Source organism: Streptomyces sp. NPDC028711, assembly GCF_055565415.1.
Genome location: NZ_JBVHUJ010000003.1, coordinates 314,957 through 332,673, shown reverse-complemented (window position 1 = coordinate 332,673; position 17,717 = coordinate 314,957). Strand labels below are relative to the sequence as shown.

Here is a 17,717-nt window from a genome sequence, read left to right as displayed (position 1 = left end):
GTTCCAAGCATGGCCGCGCATCCTCGGCGGGATTCCCTGCGTGGAGCGCAAGCGTCCGGACAGCGGCGAACCCGGCTCAAACCGTAAATACGAAAAAAGGCTGAATACCTCGACGGGAAGGCTGCCGATCAGGGAAGCTGTCCCCAACAGGCCTGTACTCAGGCCACGTTGGGAAACTTCCGCATCACCGACACGGGGGATGACATGGCAGGATTCGCACACCGCTGGTCCACGCGCACGGCAGGCGTGGCGGCAGCGGCGTTACTGATCGTCGGTGGCACGGGCGGCGCCGCGTTCGCCGTCGAGACCGAAAATACGGCCGCGGCTGCCGCGACGTACTATCCCACGGTCGAGATCACCGCCAACTTCGCGGTGGTCGCCACCACGCACCCCGACGTCGCGGGGTGCAACGGCTACGTGGTGAAGGGGACCGGGACCGCCACCGGCAGACCCATAACCAGCAGCACCTGGTCGCAGGACGAGGTGGCGTGCACCGCCACCATCCCCGGCAAGTACGACATCAAGGGGACGGCGACGATGACCGAGGCCGACGGTGACAAGCTCACCATCAGCTACGCGCTCACCGCGCCGCTGACCTCGGACACCATGGTCTACCCGAGCGGCACGTTCAAGATCACCGGCGGCGTCGGCAACTACCAGTTCGCCACCGGCAGCGGCAAGATGAACGCCCGGGTCAACCTCCTCGACCACGATCACGTCAGCTCCTCCCTGATCGGCGAGATCCAGTACCTGGGCTGATCCGATCCACGGCACGACGGCGGCCCCGCCCCCTCCCCCTTGACCGGGTGTTCCGGCCCTCGTAGGTTCGGGCGCGGAACGGGAGCGGGTCCGCCGCCTCCGTTGCTTCCGAGGGCCACGCCGCCGCACGCGGTGCGGCCCCCGTTTCGACTCCGGGCACCTTCTGACTGCGCACCTCCAAAGGGGCCGCACCATGAAGAGCACGATGCAGGACCGCGAGTTACTGGTCCGCGACCTTCTCGCGCACGGGCAGCGCGTCTACGCGGACAGCCGCGTGGTGCGCTGCGCCGACGGTCCGACCCCGCGCTCCTCGCAGACCTTCGCCGACATCGCGGGCCAGGCCGAGCAACTGGCCGCGGCGCTGACCCGGCTCGGCGTACAGGCCGGTGAGCGGGTCGCCACACTGGCCTGGAACACGCCCGAACACCTCGTGGCGTACCTCGCCGTACCGAGCATGGGCGCCGTCCTCCACACCCTCAACCTCCGGCTCCACCCCGACCAGTTGGGGTACATCGTCGAGCACGCCGAGGACGCGGTCCTGCTGGTCGACGTGACCCTGCTGTACATGCTCCCGCCCCTGCGGGAGCGGCTCGGCACCGTACGCCACGTCGTCGTCATCGGCGACGCGCCGGAGGCCGACCTGCCCGGCCACATCGCCGTGCACCGCTGGGACGAGCTGCTCGCCGCCGAGCGGCCCGGCTTCGTCTGGCCCGACCTGGACGAGCGCGAGGCGGCCGCGCTCTGCTACACGACCGGCACCACCGGCGACCCCAAGGGCGTGGCCTACAGCCACCGCTCCATCTCCCTGCACACGCTCGGCGTCTCGGCCGGCGCCGGCTTCGCCATGCACGACGGCGACCGCGTCCTGCCGATCGTCCCGATGTTCCACGCCAACGCCTGGGGCTGGCCGTACGCCGCCTGGCTGGCCGGATCCGACCTGATCATGAACGGACGGCTGCTGCACACCCCCGACCTGGCCCGGATCATCAACGAGGAGCGCCCCACCGCCGTCGCGGCGATCTGCACGATCTGGAACAGCCTCGTCCACCACGGCGCCGAGCACCCGCTGGACCTGAGCGCCGTACGGCTCGCGGGCTGCGGCGGAGCGACCCCGCCCCGCGCGCTGCTCAAGGAGCTCAACGAGCGCTACGGCGTCCGCCTGAAGCAGGGCTGGGGACTGACCGAGACCAGCCCCCTGGCCACCTTCGCGGTCCCGCCGCACGGCACCCCGGACGAGGACGAGGTCGACTGGCTCGCCAAGAGCGGCCGGGTGATGCCCTACGTCGAGGTACGGCTGATCGCGGAGGACGGCACCGAACAGCCCTGGGACGGAACCTCGGTGGGCGAACTGGAACTGCGCGGACCATGGGTCACCGGCTCGTACTACAACACCGAGGAGTCCCCGGAGAAGTTCCACGACGGCTGGCTGCGCACCGGCGACCTGGGAGTCATCGAGCCGGGCGGCTGGGTGGTGGTCAGCGACCGGCTCAAGGACGGCATCAAGAGCGGCGGCGAGTGGATCTCCACCATCGAGCTGGAGAACGCGATCATCGAGCACCCCGCGGTCCTGGAGGCGGTCGTGGTCGGCGTGCCCGACCCGCGCTGGGAGGAACGCCCCCTGGCCTGCGTCTCGTTGGTCCCGGGCGCCGGGACCGGCGGGGACGAGCTGCGGGAGTTCCTGTCCGGGCGGGTGGCGCGCTGGTGGATACCGGAGCGCTGGTCCTTCGTGGAAGCGGTGCCCAAGACCAGCGTCGGCAAGTACGACAAGCGGTCGGTGCGGACGCTGTACGCGGAAGGGGCGCTGGACGTCTGGACCCCGCGTACCCCGGACGCGCGGGAGCCCACAGGGCCTACGGAGCCCACTGAGGCCACGCGGCCCACGGAATCCGGGCCGTCCGGGGACTGACAGACGGTGCGGCGCCCCGGAACACCGGAGCGCCGCTTCCCGTACGCCTCAGGCCGTCGCCAGGGCCGCGGCCTCGGCCAGCAGCTCCCGCTGCTCGTCGGGGCCGAGGCCGAGCTCCCGTACGAGCCGCAGCGTCAGCACGAGCCGGGCCTGGATCGTCGCCTCGGGCCCCGGGCCCTCACCGCCGGGCACCGCACCACCGCTCAGGGCGGCGGCGAACAGACCCTCCAGGAACACCGGGTCGAAGTCCTCGGCGCCCGCCTCCAGCGAGCCGAGGAAGTCCGCCACGTACGCGCCGATCCCCTCCGGCGTCCCGCCGTCCGGGAAGCGGCGACGGGCCGCGATCCCGAAGGCGGCCCCGACCACCTGCCCGTACCGCGGCTCTGCGGGGTCGAGGGCGGCGGACTTCTGCGCGAACCCGATGAAGTCGAACGCCAACAGCGCGCCCAGCACGTCGAGTTCGGCGGAGGGGGACGCGGAGGTGTCGGTCGTCATGACGGCTCGCCTTCTGCCGGGGAGGATACGGTCGTGGTGTCCTGGGCGGCGGAGCCGGTGACCGCCGCCACGACGCGCTCGGCGTCCCTGCCGACGAAGCCGATCAGCGCGGAGCCGCGGGTACGCATCCGGTAGAGCCCCAGGTAGTGGCTGCCGGGCAGCGCCCCCACGCCCTCGGACTGCCGGGGCTGCCCGTCGTCGCCGAGCATCTCCGGGTCGAGCCAGCTCCAGTCCGTCTCGTAGCCGGTCGCCCAGATCACCGCGGACGGCTTCACGCGCTCGCCGTCCGCGACGAGGAGCTCGGCGCCCTCGGCCGCCGTGATCCGGCCCACCGTACGGATCCGGCCCTCCGCGACGAGCCCGGGCACCCGGTCGCCGACGACCGGGTCGGGTGCCTGCATGTTCACCGGCAGGCTCATCACGCCGAGGACGCTCATCCACCAGAACATGTCCCGCCCGAGGACGGTCTGCGGCAGGGGCGGTGAGACCTTCTCGCTGCAACTGAGCACCACGGTGTGGGTCCCCGCCAGCTCCCCGGCTATCTGCCGGCCGGAGTTGCCGTCGCCGACGACCACCACCGTGCCCGGCGGCACCTGGGCGGGACTCCGGTACTCGCTGGTGTGCAGGGTGGACACGTCGGGGCTCAGCCCCGCGGCGAACTCCGGAACCCGGGGAGCTCCGAACGCTCCCGTCGCGATCACGACCTGCTCGGCCCGGCAGTCGCCGTGCGGGGTGGTCAGCAGATAGCCGTCACCGTCCCCGCGCAGCGAGAGCACCGGGTGGTCGGTCAGCACCGGCAGGTCGAACCGCTCGGCGTACTCCCGCAGGTACGCCACCACCTCGTCCTTGCCGGGGTAGTGGGCACCGTCGCCGGGGAACGGCAGGCCGGGCAGCCCGGAGAACTGCGCGGACGTGAACAGGGTCAGCGAGTCCCAGCGCCGCTGCCAGCTCTCGCCGACCTCGCTGCCCGCGTCGAGCAGCACGCACCGCACGCCGGCCTTCCGCAGGTAGTACCCGGCGGCCAGTCCGGACTGGCCCGCTCCGATGACGGCGACCGGCACGGTGGCCGGCAACGCGCTCGTCGGCCGCCGGCTCGGGTCGGCCTGATCAATTCGCATACAGAATGTCCTCACTGCTTCGCATACGACTGTTCTCTCTCGGACGGAGTGACCGGCACGACCGGCCCGATACGGCCCGGCGTGACCGGTCAGGGGTGGGCCCGGCCGGGCCGCCCGCGCGGGCGGCCCGGCCGGTTCGGATCAGCCGGCGTCGAGCGCCCGCCGCAGCTCACCGGCGAGGACACGCAGCCGCTCGCCGCGCATCACCGTGTAGTGGTCGCCGGGGACGTCCACCAGGACGGCGTCGCCGGAGAAGTACTCCATCCAGCGGGACGCCGTCTCGACCGACGCACCGCCGTCCGCGGCCCGCAGCGACACCACCCGCCCGGCGAAGCCGCTGGGCGCGTACCGCAGGAGCGCCCGGTAGTTGCTCTGGAACCGGCCGACGATACGGCTCAGCGTGTCGAGGTCGATGTCCTCGGACAGCGCCCCCGCCGCACGGGCCTCCTCGTGCAGCACCCGCACCGGCGGACGCCCGTCGAACGCCTCCGGCGGCAGCTCCCAGGCCACCCCGGCCAGACCGGCCAGGTCCCTGGCGAACCAGGAGAGCAGCACCTCGTCGGAGACGGGCGCGCCCCCGGCGGGACCAGGCTGCTCCATCAGGTCGATCACGGCGAGCAGGTCCACCTCGGCACCCGCCGCGGTGAGCTGGGCCGCCATCTCCAGGGCGATCACCCCGCCCATCGACCAGCCGCCGACCCGGTACGGGCCGTCGGGCAGCGCCTCCCGGACCGCCGCGACATAGTGGGCGGCCATGTCCTCGACGCTCGTCAGCTCCGTGTCAGGCAGCTGGAGCGCGTAGAACGGCTGCTCCTCACCGAGGAGTTCGGCGAGTTCCGCGTAACAGAGCACGTCACCGCCGACCGGGTGGACGAACACCAGCGGAGTCCGCGAACCCGTCGTGCGCACCGGCACCAGCGCCCCGCGGCCCTCGCCGCCGCCGGACTCCCTGACCGCCTGGGCGAGCAGCTCGATGGTCGGCCGGGCGAAGAGGCTGGACAGCGGCAGGCTGACGCCCAGACCGCGGGCGATCCTGGCCATGAGGCGCACCGCGAGCAGCGAGTCCCCGCCGAGCTCGAAGAAGCTCGCGGTCACCCCGATCTCGGTCACGCCGAAGAACTCCGCCCAGATCTCCGCGAGCCGCCGCTCCACGTCGTCGCGGGGCGCGACGAACCCGGCGCCCTCGACCGCGACGTCGTCGGGCGCGGGCAGCGCCGCCCGGTTGACCTTCCCGTTGTCGCTGAGCGGCAGTTCGTCCAGGACGAGGACGCGCTGCGGCACCAGATGCTGCGGGACCATCCGGCGCAGCTCCTCGGTGATCTGCCGCTCGGTGTCGTCGCGGCCCTCGTCGAGGACGACGTACGCGACCAGCCGCTTGGGCCCGTGCTGCTCGCCCGCCGCGACGACCGCCGCGCGCCGCACGCCCTCGCACTGGGTGAGAGCGGCCTCCACCTCGCCCAGTTCGATGCGGTAGCCCTGGATCTTCACCTGGGAGTCCTGCCGGCCGAGGAACTCGATGCTGCCGTCCGGCAGGAAGCGCCCCAGGTCGCCGGTGCGGTAGAGCCGTTCACCGGTGACCGGGTGGTGCAGGAACGCGGCCCGGGTCTTCGTCTCGTCGTTCAGATAACCCCGGGCCAGACCGACCCCGGCGATGTACAGGTCGCCCGGCACCCACACGGGGCAGGGCCGCAGCGCACCGTCCAGCACGTGGAAACGCTGGTTACGCATCGCCTTGCCGTACGGAATGCTCACGCAGTCGTCCTGGACGTCCCCGATGGGGTGCAGGATCGACCAGATCGACGCCTCGGTGGCGCCGCCGAGGCTCCACAGCTCGGCGTCCGGGAGCAGCAGCCGGATCCGGCCGGGCAGCGTGACGGGGATCCAGTCGCCGCTCATCATGACGAGCCGCAGCGGCAGCCCCGTGATCCCGTTCGCGAGGGCGTGCTCGGTGAACATCTCCATCAGCGCGGGCACGCTGTTCCAGAGGGTCACCCCGTGCTCGGTGACGAGCTCCGCCCAGCGGGCGGGCTCGCGGTGCGCGGCCGGCTCGGGCAGGACGAGGGCGCCACCCGCGGAGAGCAGCCCGAACACGTCGTAGACCGACAGGTCGAAGTGCATCGCGGACAGCCCGAGGGCCCGGTCCGCCGCCGTGACGCCGTACCGCTCGTTGACGTCGACCACCGTGTTCAGGGCCGCGCCGTGCTCGATCATCACGCCCTTGGGCAGGCCCGTGGAGCCCGACGTGAAGATCACGTACGCGAGGTCGTTCGCCTTGGCACCGGACGGGCCCAGCGGGCGCTCCTCACCCTCGTCGTCGGCCCGCACCACCGTCCTGTGCACGCCCTGCGGCCAGTCGGCCGTGTCGTCCACCCACGGCTGGGTGACGACGCGGCTGATTCCGGCGCTCTCCAGGAGCACGTGCAGCCGCTCGGCGGGCACCCGGGCGTCGATCGGGACGTACGCCGCCCCCGCCCGCAGGATGCCGAGCGCCGCGACGACCTGCTCCCAGCCCTTGTCCATGACGATCCCCACGAGGTCGCCGGGCCCGGCCCCCTGGGCGCGCAGCCGGTGCCCCACCTGGTTGGACCTGAGGTCGAGCTCCGCGTACGTCAGGGTCAGGGCCCGCGAGATGACCGCCGGCGCGTCGGGCGTGGCCGCGGCGCGGTCGAGGACCGCTTCGTGCAGCAGCCCGTCGGGCAGGGGTCCCTCCGTGGCATTGGCCGCGGCCCGTACGTCCAGGTCGGCGGCCGGCGTCAGAGCGGGCCTCGGCCGCTGCCAGGCCGCCGGGTCACCCGAAAGCTCGTGCAGCATCCGCAGATACGCCGCGAACATGGCGTCGATACAGCCCGCCGGGAACAGCTCCTCGATCACGTCCCAGTTCAGGACGAGTTCACCAGCCTCCTCGACCGCCTGGTGGTCCAGCCACACCTGCGGGGTGCGGACCGAGCTGCTCACCTGGCGGCCGTTGTCACCGATCCCCGCCAGGTACTGCACGACCCCGCGCTGCTCGGTGTCCTGCTGACCCGCGAAGTTCACCAGACTCGTGAAGACGACCGGCGCGGCCGCCCGCACCGAGGCGCCCCGGGCCCGGTTCAGCTCCCTGAGCACCTGCACACCACTGACCTGGCTGTGCTCCATGTCGCTCCACAGCCGGCGCTGGACCTCGGCGGCGCGGGCGGCGAACGTGTCCTCCGCCGAGTCGCGGATCTCCAGCATCAGCGTCGTGGAGAAGTTGCCGATGACGTCGCCGACCTGCGGATGCAGCGGCAGCCGGTTGAAGTACAGCAGGTTGAGCGAGAAGTCGGGAGTGGCGCTCCACTCCGCGATCACCTGCGCGTACGCCGTGCACAGGGCCGCCGAGGCACTGACCCCGGCCGCCGCCGCGTGCTCCTTGAAACGGGCCCAGTCCTCCTGCGAGAGGGTCGCGCCACGGTGGTTGAACACCGGCCGGTCCAGACTCGACGGGTCGACGGCCAGCGGAAGCTGGGGCGCCGGCGGCAGCGTGTCGAGCCGGTCCCGCCAGTAGGACAGCGCCCGCTCGTAGTCGGGCCCGCTCTCCAGGTCGCGCGCCTGACGGACGTAGTCCCGGTAGCGCAGGTCGAGTTCGGGCAGCGTCTCGCCGCGGTAGTGCGCGGCCCACTCCTTGAACAGGATCGACGTGCTGAAACCGTCGATGATCAGGGCGTCGAAGCCGGCGTGCAGCCGGATCGTCCGGTCGTCGATCCGGGTCACCCGCACGTCGAACAGCGGCCAGCGGGCCGTGTCGAAGACCTGGTGCCGCATCTCCTCGTGGACGGCGGCAAGGGCGGCCTCGCGACCGGCCGGGTCCAGGGCGGAGACGTCGGTCTCACGGATCGTGTACGCCGGGACATCGCGCCGCACGCGCTGCTCGCCCTCGGGAGTGAACACCGCCCGCAGCATGTCGTGGCGCTCGATCATCGCCCGGAGGGAGGCGCCGAGCCGGTCCAGGTCCACGTTCTCCAGGTCGATCTCGATCTGGAAGTAGGTGGAGGTGTTCCCGAGCTCGAAGGCCTCACCCCGGCCCACGAGATACGCCTGCTGGAGGTCGGTGAGACCGAACGGCTCGTAGCGGTCGGCGTCGTCTCCGTGGGCGCCGGAGTCGGAGTCGGTGCCTGCGTCGGCCTGCGGGGTGTCCGCGTCGGGTCCGGCGTCCGCCTGCGGGGTGTCCGCGTCGGGTCCGGCGTCCGCCTGCTGGGCTTCCGCCTCGGTTCCGGCGCCGAGGGCGGCGAGCACGTCCTCCGCGATGTCCTCGGTGCGGCGGCCGTCGAGGAACGCCGTCATCGGAAGCAGGACGTCGAACTCGCGGTTCAGCGTCGTCCGGATCTTCATCGCGATCAGCGAGTCGAGGCCGAGCGCCTGCAACGACTGCCGGGCGTCGAGCCGGGACGGAACGGTGCCCAGCGCCTGGGCGACGGTCCGGGTGACGAAGGCCCGTACCGCCTCGGGCGCCGGCGCGGATTCGACATCGGGGGAGCCGGCCGGAACCTGCGCCGTGGCGGTGACCGTGGCCGTGACCGTTTCACTGGCCCTGGCCACCGGCGCCTGCTCGGCCGTCCGTACGGCTGCTGCCGTGGGGACCCGTACAGCCGCGGGTTCCGTCACGGGCCGGGCCACGGCCGGGGCGAAGCGCACACCGTCGGCCTCGGCGACAAGGCGGCCCTGCGCGGCGACGAGCCGGATACGCGCCCGGGTGCCGCCGTCGAACAGTTCGGCGTGACATCGCAGGCCGTCCAGGGACCCGCCGCGGTCGTAGTGGACGAAGCGGTCGAGACCGACCGGCACGAGGGCCGGGCCGTCGGTGGGGAAGCAGGCGAGCGCCGTCTGGAACATGGCGTCGACGAGCCCCGGGTGCATCAGATACGGCTCGGCCTCACCCGGCACGGCGGGCCTGATCTCGGCCGTGGCCTCGCCCCGGCCGAGCCTGATCCGCTCCACCCAGCGGGCGGCGGAACCCAGATACAGGGCGCGCTGCCACAGCAGCCGGTACAGCTCGTCCCCGGTCAGCTCGCGGCCCGAGCCGACCGGTGCGAGCGTCACCGTGGGAGCGGCCGACGCGCCCGACCGGGCGCGGCCGTGGGCGTGCAGCTCCCAGCCGCCGGCCGCGTCCTGGGCGTAGTACCGGAACCGGTCCTCGTCGACGATGAGCTGGGCGGCGCGAACGCCGGGCGCTGCCGACGGATCGGCGCCGACCGGTTCGAGGACCAGGTCGACCGGCAGTTCCAGGTCCTCGACGGAGACCGGCCCGGGACCGGCGAGTTCCGTGACCGCCTCGATCAGCGTCTCCACGAACACCCCGGCGCTGACCACCGGCCGTCCGCCGACCACGAAGTCACCGAGGCAGGCGTGCGCCGCCGGGTCGAGCAGCGGAGCGAACTGCGCCTGCGCGAGCGGCGACGACGGCAGCCGTACGCCCAACAGGGCTGCGGCCTCGGCGGCTTGCTCGGCCGGTCGCGGAACGCCGCGCGCGTCCGAGGCGGCGGGTTCGGGAGTGAGCCAGAAGTGCCGGCGTTGGAAGGGGTAGGAGGGGAGTTCGGTGGTGCGGGCCCGGTAGGGGGCCAGGAGGGTGGGCCAGTCGATGGTGAGGCCGTGGGACCAGGCTTCGGCGGCGGATTCGACGAAGCGTTCCAGGCTGCCGCTGTTGCGGAGGAGCGTGCCGACGGCCGCGCCGGTGTCGCCGAGCGTTTCGGTGATGCCGGAGACGAGGACGGGATGGGCGCTGACTTCGACGAACACGACGTCAGGGGCCGCCAGTTGCGCCACGACTTCGGCCAGTCGCACCTTGCTGCGGAGGTTGCGGAACCAGTAGGCGGCGTCGAGTTCGGCGGTGTCGAGGAGGCTGCCGGTGACGGTGGAGTGGAAGGCGATGCGGCCCGACTGCGGGGTGACGTCCTTGAGTTCGTTCGCGAGGGTGTCGCGGATCTCGTCGACGTGGGCGGAGTGGGAGGCGTAGTCGACGGGGATGCGGCGGGCGTGGACGTCGGTGGCCTCGCAGTGGGCGAGAAGCTCGTCGAGGGCTTCGGGCCGGCCGGCGACCACGGTCGACGACGGGCCGTTGACAGCCGCCACCGATATGCGGCCGGACCAGGAGGTCAGCAGCTCTTCGGCCTTCGGCTCGGGTACGCCGAGCCAGGCCATACCGCCGCCTCCGGAGAGGACGCGGAGTGCTTTGGAGCGGAGGGCGACGACGCGGGCGCCGTCTTCGAGGGTGAGTCCGCCGGCGACGACGGCGGCGGCGATCTCGCCCTGGGAGTGGCCGACGACGGCGATGGGGTTGACACCGGCGGTGCGCCAGAGGGTGGCGAGGCCGAGCATCATGGCCCAGGAGGCGGGCTGGACGACGTCGACGCGGTCGAGGCCGGGAGCGCCGTCCTCGCCGCGCAGGACGGCGGTCAGCTTCCAGTCGACGTACGGGGCCAGAGCGGCCTCGCACTCGTCGATGACGCGGGCGAACTCGGGCGAGGAGTCGAGCAGTCCGACCGCCATGCCGACCCACTGCGATCCCTGCCCCGGGAACACGAACACGGCAGACGCACCGGACGCGCGGCCCGGCTTCGCACCGGAGACGGCCGCGGACACACCGTCGATCTCGCGGGAGGCCAGCGCGTCCAGGCCGGCGAGCAGCCCGTCACGCCCGTCGGCTCCGGGGATCACGGCCCGTGACTCGAAGGCGGACCGTCCGGTGGCCAGGGAGACGGCCACGTCGGCCGGGCTGAGCTCGGGGCGTGCCCGTACGTGCGCGGCCAGACGTCCGGCGGCCTCGGCGAGAGCGTCCGCCGAGCGTGCCGAGACCATCCACGGCAGGGCCGTACCGTCCAGGGCGGCCGCATCGACGGGCGCCTCCTCGGCGACCGGCTCTCCGGGTGCTTCGGCGAGGACGACGTGGGCGTTGGTCCCGCTGATGCCGAAGGAGGAGACTCCGGCTCGCCGGACTCGGTTGTCCGTGGCGGGCCAGGGGCGGGGTTCGGTGAGTACTTCGACGCCGCCGGTGTCCCAGTCGACGAGTTCGCTGGGCTTGCTCACGTTCAGGGAGGCGGGGAGTTCGCCGTGGCGCAGTGCCATGACCATTTTGATGATGCCGCCGACTCCGGCGGCGGCCTGTGCGTGTCCGAGGTTGGATTTCAGCGAGCCGAGGTACAGCGGCCGGCCGTCGCGTTCGCTGCCGTACGTGGCCAGGAGGGCCTGGGCCTCGATGGGGTCGCCGAGGACGGTTCCGGTGCCGTGCGCTTCGACAGCGTCGACGCCGGCGAACGTCACTCCGGCGTCCTGGACGGCGGCGCGGATCACCCGCTCCTGTGCTGGGCCGCTGGGTGCGGTGAGTCCGTTGGAGGCCCCGTCCTGGTTCACGGCCGTACCGGCCACCACGGCGAGGACTGTGTGTCCGAGCCGTCGGGCGTCCGAGAGCCGCTCGACCACGAGCACGCCCACGCCTTCGGCCCATGCGGTGCCGTCGGCGTCCGCCGAGAAGGACTTGCAGCGGCCGTCGGCCGCGAGCCCCCGCTGACGCGAGAACTCGATGAAGGTGTTCGGGGTGGACATCACCGCGGCGCCGCCCGCGAGGGCGAGCGAGCACTCGCCGGACCGGAGAGCCCGTACGGCCAGGTGCAGGGCGACGAGCGAGGACGAGCACGCCGTGTCCACGGTCAGCGCCGGACCCTGCAGCCCGAGCGTGTAGGCGATCCGGCCGGTGGCGACACTGCCGGCGGTGCCGGTGAGGAAGTGGCCCTCGGCCTCCTCCGGCAGCCGGCCGCCGCCCCCGTAGTCGTGGTACATCACTCCGGCGAACACGCCGGTGTCGCTGCCGTGCAGCGACCCGGGCGCGATCCCGGACCGCTCGAGCGCCTCCCACGACACTTCGAGCAGCAGTCGCTGCTGCGGGTCCATCGCCAGCGCCTCGCGCGGCGAGATCCCGAAGAACGCCGGGTCGAACGCGGCGGCCTCGTGGAGGAACCCGCCGTGCCGCACGTAGGACGTACCGGAGTGGTCCGGGTCCGGGTGGTAGAGGCCGTCCAGGTCCCAGCCGCGGCCGTCCGGGAACCCGGAGATCACATCACGCCGCTCGGCGACGACCTGCCACAGCGCCTCGGGCGAGTCGACCCCGCCCGGGAAGCGGCACCCCATGCCGACGATCACGATCGGATCGTCGTCCGTACGCGGCGCGGCGGCCATGACGGCCTGGGGTGCGGCACGTTCGGCGCCTTCCCGTGCGAGCGCGAGCGCGAAGTCGACGACGGCGGCCGGCGTGGGGTGGTCGAAGACGAGGGTGGCCGGGAGCCGCAGGCCGGTGGTGGAGTTGAGACGGTTGCGCAGCTGCACCGCGAGGAGCGAGTCGACGCCGAAGCTCTTGAACGGCTGGTCCGGGTCGATCCCCTCCGACGAGTCCTGGCCGATGACCGCGGCGAGCTGGCCGCGGACGAGGTCGAGCAGCAGGCGGCGGCCCTCCTCCTCGGACATCCGGCCGAGCTTGCGGCGCAGACCGGACTCGCCGGCGCGCCGCTGGGGGACCCGTACGAGAGAGCGCAGCACCGGGGACAGAGTGCCGGTGAGGGCGTCGGAGCGCAGTGCGGCCGGGTCGAGGCGGGCCGGGACGAGCACCGGGTGGTCGTCGGCGAGCGCCCGGTCGAGGAGTTCGAGACCCTGCTCGGTGGAGAGCGGCGCGATGCCGCGGGTCGACAGGGAGTCGTCGCCCAAGTGGCCGGTGAGACCGGTGCGTTCGGCCCAGAGGCCCCAGGCGAGCGAGGTCGCGGGGCGGCCGGCGGCCCGGCGGCGGGTGGCGAGCGCGTCGAGGAAGACGTTGCCCGCGGCGTAGTTGGCCTGGCCCGGGTTGCCGAGCACACCCGCCACCGAGGAGAACAGGACGAAGGCCGCGAGGTCCTGGTCGGCGGTGAGCTCGTCGAGGTGTGCGGCGGCGTCCACCTTGGGCCGCAGGACGGCGGTGAGCCGGTCCTCGGTCAGCGACTCGACCACGCCGTCGTCAAGGAGGCCGGCGGTGTGGACGACGGCGGTGAGCCGTACTCCGGTGAGGAGCTGGGCGAGCGCGTCGCGGTCGGCGGTGTCGCAGGCGGCGACGACGGCCTCGGCGCCCAGCTCGGTGAGCTCGGCGGCGAGCTTCCCGGCGCCGGGGGCGTCGGGGCCGCGGCGGCTGACGAGGAGCAGTCGGCGAGCGCCGTGCTCGGTGACCAGGTGCCGCGCCACGGACGCGCCGAGCACCCCGGTTCCGCCGGTGACGAGGACGGTGCCGTCCGGGTCGAGCCGGGTGCCGCCGTCCGGGCCGGCGACGGCGGAGTGCCGGACCAGCCGGGGGGCGAGGAGCGATCCGTCCCGCAGGGAGAGCTGGGGCTCGGAGAGCACGGCACCGGAGACGGTTCCGGACCGGTGCGACACCGAGTCCGTGCCCGCGTCCGTGCCCGCGTCCGCATCCGTCTCGACGTCGGCGTCCGTGTCCAACAGGACGAACCGGTCGGGGTGTTCGGACTGCGCGGCCCTGATCAGGCCCCACACGGTGGCCTGGGCGGGGTTCGTCACCTCGGGGCCGGCGGCGCCGTCGGTCAGGACGACGAGCCGGGAGCCCGAGAAACGGACGTCGGCCAGCCACTCCTGGACCAGGCCGAGGGCCCAACGCGCGGCAGCGTGAGCGTCGTCGGCGAGAACGGCGCCCGTACTGCCCGAGTCCCGCGCGGCGACCGGACATCGTACGCCGACCACCTTCGGGACCAGGTCGGGGACATCGGCCAGGGCCGACACCAGGCACAGGTCGACGTCACCCGTGGTGGCCGGGACCGGCTGCCACTCCAGCCGGAACAGCGCGTCGGAGCCACGTCCGGCGGTCAGGTCGGCGGTGAACGGCCGCATCGTGACGGCCTCGGCGGACAGCACCGGCTTTCCCGCGCCGTCGGTGACGCGCAGGCTCACCCCGTCGTCACCCCGGGGACTCAGCCGTACGCGCAGGGAGCCGGCGCCCTCGGTGTGGCGGGTGACGCCGGACCAGGAGAAGGGCAGGACGGTGCCGGAGTCCTCGCGGAGCAGACCGACCGCGTGCAGAGCCGCGTCGAGCAGGGCCGGGTGCACCCCGAACGAGGTGGCGTCGAGCTCGGCGGGCAGGCTCACCTCGGCGTAGACGTCACGGCCGTCACGCCAGGCGGCCCGCAGGCCCTGGAACGCCGGTCCGTAGTCGTAGCCCGCTTCCGCGAGGGTGTCGTAGCGGGTCTCGACGTCGATCTCACGGGCGCCGGGCGGCGGCCACGCGGCGAGGTCGAAGTCCGCGGCGTCCTCGTCGATGTCGAGCACCGCCGCGGCGTGCCGCGTCCACGGGACACCCGGGTCGGCGTCCTGCGGCCGGGAGTGCACGGCCAGCTCCCGCTGCCCGTTCGCGGCCGCCGGCTCGACGGTCACACGGAGCTGTACGGCTTCGCCGGGCGGCAGCACCAGGGGGGCCTGGAGGGTGAGTTCGGCGAGCCGTCGCCAGCCCATCCGGGCACCCACGGCCATCGTGAGCTCGAGGAACGCGGTGCCGGGCAGCAGCACGGTGCCGAGCACGGCGTGGTCGGCGAGCCACGGCTGCGTGTCGAGGGCGAGCCGCCCCGTGTACACCAGCCGGTCCTCCTCGACGAGTTCGACCACGGCGCCGAGCAGCGGGTGCCCGGCCGAGGCCAGACCGAGTCCGCGCGCGTCGGTGGCGGCGGGTTCGGGGGTCAGCCAGAAGTGCCGGCGTTGGAAGGGGTAGGAGGGGAGTTCGGTGGTGCGGGCCCGGTAGGGGGCCAGGAGGGTGGGCCAGTCGATGGTGAGGCCGTGGGACCAGGCTTCGGCGGCGGACTGGACGAAGCGTTCGAAGGAGCCTGTGTTGCGGTGGAGGCTGCCGACGGCGTTGCCGGTGTCCGCGAGGGTTTCGGTGATGCCGGTGAGGAGGACCGGGTGTGCGCTGACCTCGATGAAGACGACGTCGGGTGCGGCGAGTTGTCCGATGACGTCGGCGAGCCGGACGCGGCTGCGGAGGTTGCGGAACCAGTAGGCGGCGTCGAGTTCGGCGGTGTCGAGGAGGCTGCCGGTGACGGTGGAGTGGAAGGCGATGCGGCCCGACTGCGGGGTGACGTCCTTGAGTTCGTTCGCGAGGGTGTCGCGGATTTCGTCGACGTGGGCGGAGTGGGAGGCGTAGTCGACGGGGATGCGGCGGGCGTGGACGTCGGTGGCCTCGCAGTGGGCGAGGAGTGCGTCGAGGGCTTCGGGCTTTCCGGCGACCACGGTGGAGGAGGGGCCGTTGACGGCGGCCACGGAGATCTGTCCGGGCCATGAGGCCAGGAGTTCTTCGGCCTTCGGTTCGGGTATGCCGAGCCAGGCCATGCCGCCGCCTCCGGAGAGGACGCGGAGTGCTTTGGAGCGGAGGGCGACGACGCGGGCGCCGTCTTCGAGGGTGAGTCCGCCGGCGACGACGGCGGCGGCGATCTCGCCCTGGGAGTGGCCGACGACGGCGATGGGGTTGACGCCGGCGGTGCGCCAGAGGGTGGCGAGGCCGAGCATCATGGCCCAGGAGGCGGGCTGGACGACGTCGACGCGGTCGAGGCCGGGTGCGCCGTCCTCGCCGCGGAGGACGGCGGTCAGCTTCCAGTCGACGTACGGGGCCAGAGCGGCCTCGCACTCGTCGATGACCCGGGCGAACTCGGGCGAGGAGTCGAGCAGTCCGACCGCCATGCCGACCCACTGGGACCCCTGCCCCGGGAACACGAACACCGCTCGGGAAGGGGACACACCGTTCTCGCCGTCGATCTCGCGGGAGGCCAGCGCGTCCAGGCCGGCGAGCAGCCCGTCACGTCCCTCGGCTCCGGGGATCACGGCCCGTGACTCGAAGGCGGACCGTCCGGTGGCCAGGGAGACGGCCACGTCGGCCGGGCTGAGCTCGGGCCGTGCCCGTACGTGCGCGGCCAGACGTCCGGCGGCCTCGGCGAGAGCGTCCGCCGAACGCGCGGACACCATCCACGGCAGGGCCGCCCCTTCCAAGGGGCCCGCATCGATCGGCGTCTCCTGTGCGGTCTCGTCGTCGGCCGGTGCTTCGGCGAGGACGACGTGGGCGTTGGTGCCGCTGATGCCGAAGGAGGAGACACCGGCCCGGCGGACCTTGTCCTCGGTGGCGGGCCAGGGGCGCGGCTCGGTGAGTACTTCGACACCACCGGCGGCCCAGTCGACGAGCTCGCTGGGCTTGCTCACGTTCAGGGAGGCGGGGAGTTCGCCGTGGCGCAGTGCCATGACCATCTTGATGATGCCGCCGACACCGGCGGCCGCCTGTGCGTGCCCCAGGTTGGACTTCAGCGAGCCGAGGTACAGCGGCCGGCCGTCACGCTCCTTGCCGTAGGTCGCGAGCAGGGCCTGCGCCTCGATGGGGTCCCCGAGGACGGTTCCGGTGCCGTGTGCTTCGACCGCGTCGACGCCGGCGAAGGTCACTCCGGCGTCCTGGACGGCGGCGCGGATCACGCGTTCCTGTGCCGGGCCGCTGGGTGCGGTGAGTCCGTTGGAGGCCCCGTCCTGGTTCACGGCCGTACCGGCCACCACGGCGAGCACCTCGTGTCCGAGCCGTCGGGCGTCCGAGAGCCGCTCGACGACGAGCACGCCCACGCCTTCGGCCCATGCGGTGCCGTCGGCGTCCGCGGAGAAGGACTTGCAGCGGCCGTCGGCCGCGAGCCCCCGCTGACGCGAGAACTCCACGAAGATCCCGGGCGTCGACATCACGGTCACACCGCCCGCGAGGGCCAGCGAGCACTCACCGGACCGCAGGGCCTGCACCGCGAGGTGCAGGGCGACGAGCGACGACGAGCACGCCGTGTCCACCGTCAGCGCAGGCCCCTGCAGCCCGAGCGTGTAGGCGACACGTCCGGACGCCACGCTCGACGTCGTCCCCGTCAGACCGAACCCGGTGGCCGCCGCACCCGCCTCACCGAGGCGCGGACCGTACTCCTGGGCGATCGCGCCCAGGAACACGCCCGTCGACGTGCCGTGCAGCGATCCGGGCGTGATGCCGGCCCGCTCCAGGGCCTCCCACGACACTTCGAGGAGCAGTCGCTGCTGCGGGTCCATCGCCAGCGCCTCGCGCGGCGAGATCCCGAAGAACGCCGGGTCGAAGTCGGCGGCGCCGTCGAGGAAACCACCGTTGCGTACGTACGACGTACCGGAGTGGTCCGGGTCCGGGTGGTAGAGGCCGTCGAGGTCCCAGCCCCGGTCCGCCGGGAGACCCGAGATCACGTCGCGCCGCTCGGCGACGACCTGCCACAGCGCCTCGGGCGAATCCGCTCCGCCCGGGAAGCGGCACCCCATGCCGACGATCACGATCGGATCGTTGGTGCCCGCCTCCAGCTCGCGGACCCGCTGACGTGACTGGTGGAGGTCGACGGTGAGGCGCTTGAGGTAGTCGACCAGTTTGTCGTTGTCCGGTGTTG

The 17,717-nt window shown here is 72.8% G+C and carries 4 protein-coding genes and 1 pseudogene; 2 read left to right on the top strand and 3 right to left on the bottom strand.

What is annotated here, in order from left to right; genetic code table 11:
* Positions 1-204: 204 nt before the first annotated feature.
* Together ACZ4VK_RS12535 and ACZ4VK_RS12530 are read left to right on the top strand one after the other, a co-directional pair.
* A complete protein-coding gene (locus ACZ4VK_RS12535; RefSeq protein ID WP_468351328.1) occupies positions 205-759 on the top strand; it encodes a hypothetical protein in 555 nt (184 codons plus the stop codon).
* A gap of 193 nt (positions 760-952) precedes the next feature.
* On the top strand, positions 953-2,665 hold the full coding sequence (locus ACZ4VK_RS12530; RefSeq protein WP_468351326.1) for a long-chain fatty acid--CoA ligase: 1,713 nt from the start codon (positions 953-955) through the stop codon (positions 2,663-2,665).
* 48 nt (positions 2,666-2,713) lie between these two features.
* Here the strand turns inward: ACZ4VK_RS12530 and ACZ4VK_RS12525 are convergent, their stop codons facing one another.
* The 3 genes and pseudogenes from ACZ4VK_RS12525 to ACZ4VK_RS12515 all read right to left on the bottom strand — a co-directional run.
* On the bottom strand, positions 2,714-3,160 hold the full coding sequence (locus ACZ4VK_RS12525) for a hypothetical protein (protein ID WP_468351324.1): 447 nt from the start codon (positions 3,158-3,160) through the stop codon (positions 2,714-2,716).
* A complete protein-coding gene (locus ACZ4VK_RS12520; protein ID WP_468351322.1) occupies positions 3,157-4,278 on the bottom strand; it encodes a flavin-containing monooxygenase in 1,122 nt (373 codons plus the stop codon). The genes ACZ4VK_RS12525 and ACZ4VK_RS12520 overlap by 4 nt, the downstream gene beginning before the upstream one ends.
* A gap of 183 nt (positions 4,279-4,461) precedes the next feature.
* Positions 4,462-17,688: pseudogene (locus ACZ4VK_RS12515) on the bottom strand (amino acid adenylation domain-containing protein); the annotation flags it as partial.
* Positions 17,689-17,717 lie beyond the last annotated feature (29 nt).

Excerpts from the sequence above, each read along its gene's own strand:
- ACZ4VK_RS12535 (WP_468351328.1), top strand. The coding sequence starts at position 205 with ATGGCAGGATTCGCACACCGCTGGTCCACGCGCACGGCAGGCGTGGCG.
- ACZ4VK_RS12530 (WP_468351326.1), top strand. The coding sequence starts at position 953 with ATGAAGAGCACGATGCAGGACCGCGAGTTACTGGTCCGCGACCTTCTC.
- ACZ4VK_RS12525 (WP_468351324.1), bottom strand. The coding sequence starts at position 3,160 with ATGACGACCGACACCTCCGCGTCCCCCTCCGCCGAACTCGACGTGCTG.
- ACZ4VK_RS12520 (WP_468351322.1), bottom strand. The coding sequence starts at position 4,278 with ATGCGAATTGATCAGGCCGACCCGAGCCGGCGGCCGACGAGCGCGTTG.